This window comes from Longimicrobiaceae bacterium, assembly GCA_035936415.1.
GTDB lineage: Bacteria > Gemmatimonadota > Gemmatimonadetes > Longimicrobiales > Longimicrobiaceae > JAFAYN01.
On record DASYWD010000508.1, the window covers coordinates 1 to 4298 of the forward strand.

At 74.1% G+C, this 4298-nt stretch carries 7 protein-coding genes; 4 read left to right on the plus strand and 3 right to left on the minus strand.

Annotated elements, in window-relative coordinates:
* On the plus strand, positions 1-431 hold a 431-nt coding region (locus VGR37_20415), incomplete at its 5' end, for a hypothetical protein (GenBank protein HEV2149776.1).
* A 60-nt stretch (positions 432-491) separates the two neighbouring features.
* Here VGR37_20415 and VGR37_20420 read toward each other — a convergent pair.
* The 3 genes from VGR37_20420 to VGR37_20430 all read right to left on the minus strand — a co-directional run bounded on the left by VGR37_20420 (position 492) and on the right by VGR37_20430 (position 1946).
* Positions 492-920, minus strand: a complete 429-nt coding sequence (locus VGR37_20420; protein HEV2149777.1) for a hypothetical protein — start codon at positions 918-920, stop codon at positions 492-494.
* Positions 921-989: 69 nt separating this feature from the next.
* On the minus strand, positions 990-1349 hold the full coding sequence (locus tag VGR37_20425) for a carboxypeptidase-like regulatory domain-containing protein (GenBank protein HEV2149778.1): 360 nt from the start codon (positions 1347-1349) through the stop codon (positions 990-992).
* Positions 1350-1358: 9 nt separating this feature from the next.
* On the minus strand, positions 1359-1946 hold the full coding sequence (locus VGR37_20430) for a DUF1990 domain-containing protein (GenBank protein ID HEV2149779.1): 588 nt from the start codon (positions 1944-1946) through the stop codon (positions 1359-1361).
* 155 nt (positions 1947-2101) lie between these two features.
* On the opposite strand from VGR37_20430, the gene VGR37_20435 reads away from it, so the two are divergent.
* The 3 genes from VGR37_20435 (at position 2102) to VGR37_20445 (ending at position 3905) form a co-directional block, all read left to right on the plus strand.
* Complete coding sequence (locus VGR37_20435) at positions 2102-2671, plus strand: TlpA disulfide reductase family protein (protein ID HEV2149780.1); 570 nt, start codon at positions 2102-2104, stop codon at positions 2669-2671.
* Between the two features lie 120 nt (positions 2672-2791).
* On the plus strand, positions 2792-3058 hold the full coding sequence (locus VGR37_20440) for a hypothetical protein (GenBank protein ID HEV2149781.1): 267 nt from the start codon (positions 2792-2794) through the stop codon (positions 3056-3058).
* 16 nt (positions 3059-3074) lie between these two features.
* A complete protein-coding gene (locus tag VGR37_20445) occupies positions 3075-3905 on the plus strand; it encodes an SAM-dependent chlorinase/fluorinase (protein ID HEV2149782.1) in 831 nt (276 codons plus the stop codon).
* Positions 3906-4298 lie beyond the last annotated feature (393 nt).

Sequence of the window (4298 nt, forward strand, 5' to 3'; positions counted from 1 at the left end):
GGACCGGCCTGTCGCGCTTCCGCCTCCGCCGCGACAGCGTCCGCGCGGACGGCGAGCCCGGCGCCGCCCTCCCCGCCTCCGTCCCCGGGGCCATCGTCCGCGCCGCCGCCGACACGCTGTCGCCGCTGCTGGCCGGGGTGAACGCGGCGGAGCTGCCGGTGCTGGTCTTCTCCGACCGGATCTACACCGCGCCCCGCGACCTCCGCCCCGGGGAAGCGGTGATCCGGTACGCGCCGCTCCCCCGCCTGCGGATCGCGGGGTACCTGTGGCCGGAGGTGCCGGAGCGGCTGGCGGGGACCCCGTACCTGTGGACGGAGCGGGTGGGACGGGGGCGGGTCATCGGCTTCGCGGGCGACCCCAACTTCCGGGACCTGTGGCGCGGGCTGCTCCCCCTCTTCGCCAACTCGGTGTTCTTCGGCCCGAGCTTCTGAGGAGGAGAGGCGAAAGAGCGCGGAGCGGGCGGAGAGACGGCCGAAGCCGCTCCACGCCGCTCACCGGAGGCACGCGCGGACCGGCTTCGTGATTCCGAGAGAAGACCCGTCGATCAGCGCTTCCACCTGGTACTCGTAGCAGTCGAAGCCTTCCAGCGTGCTCGGACGATCCAGGCGGACCCCGATCATCGCCTCGCGCCCCACGCGTATGCTCGGATTGTCGTGGCTGGCGGCGCGGCCCACCTGTTCCTTGCCCTGGAATGCCCTGACGTGTACCGAAACACGGTCCGCGGTCTTCTTCGCGTCGTTGCGGACGTGGAAGGTCAGGAGCACGTCCGGGTCGGCTGAATCCTCGTCCACGACACGAGCACTGACCGACAGGACCGTGATCCGCTCGGGTTGCAGCCCCGGATCCGGGGGGCCGCTGGGAGATCCGGCGATGCAGCCGACCAGCAGAAGCAGGCAGGCGGAGCACGCGTAGCGAACCATCGGAGGCTCTCTGCGCTGGAGTGGATCACCCGGCGCCCCCAGCGGCGCTCGTGCAGGTGGGGAGCGGGATCATTCGCGCACGAGCGTGAAGCGCACCGTGGTCTCCTTCTCCGGCACGACGACGACGCGGACCGGATTGGGCTGCGTGCTCGGAACCCGGTAGCCCGTGGGCGGATGTCGCACGCCCACGTGGTACACGCCCGGCGTGATTCCGATGATCGTGCTGTCGCCCCTGTTCCCGGTCACGTAGGACCCCGGTTCGGTTTTGCCCTCCGCGAGGAGCTCGACCCGAACTCCCGGCACCGGCTTACCATCCGGAGTTCGCACCTGCATCGCGAGCACGGTGAACTCGGGCCCGGTCGGACGGCCAGCCAGGCATCCCGGGAGCCAGGGGAATACGGCCAGAAGGATCAGGATGAGCTTACGCATCGTTCAGGATCAGGGTACCTGCGCCACCGCGGCCCGCATGGCGCGGAGCGACTCCGCGGCGAAGCGCTTCTGGAGGTGCCGGCCGAGCGGGAAGCCCAGGATTGAGAGGGGCGCAGCCGGGCGGGAGAAGGAGAACAGCTCGAAGTGCACCGCGTCGTCCTCCGGGCTCCACTCCACCGTGAAGCGCTCCTCGCCCCGCTGCGCGTGGTCGGCCACGGTGCCGATCCCGAACCCGAAGCGGCGGGCCGGCCCCTCGCGCTCGTCCACGACGTAGACGATCCGGCAGGCGTGCAGCGACCAGAAGCCGAAGTGCCGCACCAGGATCCCCACCGTGCGCCCGGGCTCCACCGGCGCCGCGGCCCGCAGCACCCGGACCCACTCCATATCGTACATCGCCCAGCGGCGCACAGCAACGGCCGCGCGGCGGAAGACCGTCTCGCCGGCTCCCAGCCGGGCGCAGGCGTAGTTGCGCAGGTAGCCCGCGGGGGCTTCGGCGCCCAGGCTGGCGCCGGCCTCCGGGTAGGTGAGGGGCGCGTCCTCGCGCTCCGCCACGTAGCGGTGCATCTCGTCTTCGGTGGGGCGATGGAGCAGGAACATGCCTTGGGGGTCGGGGGGTCCGCGGTCGTCCGATCCGGGCTTGGGGCGCAAGTGCCGGGCCGGGGGGCACGGCTGGCCGCGCCGCCGCGGCCGAGGTATTGTCTACCCGGAGACGCCGTTTCCGCCCGCACCCACCCCTGCCGAACCCCGGATCCATGCGTCGAACCCTGCGGGCCGGATGGTTCCTCTGCGCCGCCCTCGCGGCCTGCCGGGCGCCGGACGTCCCGGAGCAGTCCGCCGAGGTCCCGGAGGCGCTGCGAGCCGGCGCGGAGGCGCCCGCATTCCACACCGTCACGCTCTCGGGCGACACCGTGTCGCTGGAGGCGCTCCGGGGGCGCGTGGTGCTGGTGAACGCGTGGGCCATCTGGTGCCCGCCCTGCATCGAGGAGATGCCGGCGCTGAAGCGGCTCCAGGACCGCTACGGGGCGGAGGGGCTGGTCGTGCTGGGGCTGCACGCCGGAACGGACGACCTGGCGAAGGCGGAGGCGTTCCGCCGCGCCTTCCGCATCACCTACCCCAACGCCGTGGAGCGCTGGGACCGGCTGGACGGCCTCCTGGGGGCGCGGCAGGGGATCCCCCGCTCGGCGCTGATCGACCGCCGGGGGCGGGTGGTGCGCCTCTGGATCGGCCCGCTGGAGCCGGACACCGCGCTCGTGGAAGCCGTCCTCGCCGACCGCCACGAGCTGCTCCCGGACGGCACGCTCCGCCTGCCGCCGGCCCCCTGACCCGGCGCTGCACCGCGGAGGGGCTTTGCGCTCCGGGGCGCGAGGGCGCATCTTGTGGGCGTCCCGTCCCCCGCCGGATCGCGTCCGGCCCTGCCTCCCACCCGCTGAACCCGCGGCCGAATGCCTGACCCGACCCCGGACTCGACCGACCACCTGGAGCAGGCCGGAGTCCTGGTGTGGGAGGCCATGCAGACGCTGGAGCGGGCGCAGCGGGTGCTCTTCCGGGCCGGCGACCACTACGTGGGCCAGGTGTGGGGCGACGGCGTGCGCACGGTGATCGAGATCGGCGAGCGCATCACCGAGCTCTCCGGCGAGCTCACCTCGGTGAACATCGAGATCAACCGCCTGGCGAAGAAGGACCGCGGCCGGGGCGCCCCGCCGGGGTGAGCGCCGAGCGCCTCCCATGCCCGTCACCCTGCTCACCGACTTCGGCACCCGGGACCACTTCGTCGCGGCCATGAAGGGCGTGATCCTCGCCCGCGCGCCGGACGTCGCCCTGGTGGACGTCACGCACGAAGTCCCGCCGCAGGACGTGGCCGCGGCCGCCTTCCTCCTCCTCGCCGCCTACCGCGCCTTCCCCGCCGGGACCGTGCACCTGGCCGTGGTGGACCCGGGGGTGGGCTCCGCGCGCCGGCCGCTGGCGGTGGCCGCCGCGGGGCAGCGCTTCGTGGGACCTGACAACGGCATCTTCAGCCACGTGCTGGACCGCGAGCCGGGAGCCCGCGTCTTCCACCTGGACGACGCGCGCGCCTTCCGGCACCCGGTGAGCCACACCTTCCACGGGCGCGACGTGTTCGCCCCGGTGGCCGGGGCGCTGGCGGCGGGGGCGGATCCCGCGGAGCTGGGGACGGAGGTGCGGGACCCGGTCCGGCTGGAGCCCATCGGCGCGCGCCGGACGGCGGAGGGCGCGGTGGAGGGGACGGTGCTGCACGTGGACCACTTCGGGAACTGCATCACCAGCGTGGCGGCGGACGACGTGCCGGAGGGGCTGGGGGAGGGGTTCCGGCTGCGGCTGGGCGGGGGCGAGGTCCGCGCGCTGCGGACGCACTACGCGGGGGCGGCGCCGGGCGAGCCGTTCGCCATCTGGGGGAGCGCGGGCTTCCTGGAGGTGTCCGTGAACGGCGCCTCGGCGGCCCGGCGGCTGGGCGTGCGCCGGGGGGACGCGGTCACGCTCGCCCCGGGCGAGCGCGCCGGCGATCCCTTGCCAGGAGGGCGGAATCGGCGGAACTTGTAGGCGCGCCGGCCCGTCCGCCGGCGGCCCGGAACGACGCACCCAACGGAGCCGATCGATGACGACTCAGGAAGAAAGGGAAGAGGCCCGCTCCACCGCGAACGCGGCGCTCATGGGGCTGGGGGTGGGGCTGGTCTGGATCGCGATCGTGGCGTACGTGTCCTACTCGCTGGTCTAGCGGGCTGGCCGCGGCGGGGGGCCCGCCCCCCCGCCCCTCCTCCCTCCCCGTCAGCCGACGCGGCCCATGCGCCGCGGACGCGCCCGGTAGCGGTCGCCCAGGAAGGCGGCCTTCATCCGCTCCATCTCCTCCGGGGTCAGCTCCGCCACCGGCTTCTCGAAGAGCTCCCGCACCGCCTCGCGGGGCGGTGCGGCGGGCGGCGCCGGCTCCACCGGCAC

Excerpts from the sequence above, each read along its gene's own strand:
- VGR37_20440 (HEV2149781.1), top strand. The coding sequence starts at position 2,792 with ATGCCTGACCCGACCCCGGACTCGACCGACCACCTGGAGCAGGCCGGA.
- VGR37_20445 (HEV2149782.1), top strand. The coding sequence starts at position 3,075 with ATGCCCGTCACCCTGCTCACCGACTTCGGCACCCGGGACCACTTCGTC.
- VGR37_20430 (HEV2149779.1), bottom strand. The coding sequence starts at position 1,946 with ATGTTCCTGCTCCATCGCCCCACCGAAGACGAGATGCACCGCTACGTG.
- VGR37_20435 (HEV2149780.1), top strand. The coding sequence starts at position 2,102 with ATGCGTCGAACCCTGCGGGCCGGATGGTTCCTCTGCGCCGCCCTCGCG.
- VGR37_20425 (HEV2149778.1), bottom strand. The coding sequence starts at position 1,349 with ATGCGTAAGCTCATCCTGATCCTTCTGGCCGTATTCCCCTGGCTCCCG.
- VGR37_20420 (HEV2149777.1), bottom strand. The coding sequence starts at position 920 with ATGGTTCGCTACGCGTGCTCCGCCTGCCTGCTTCTGCTGGTCGGCTGC.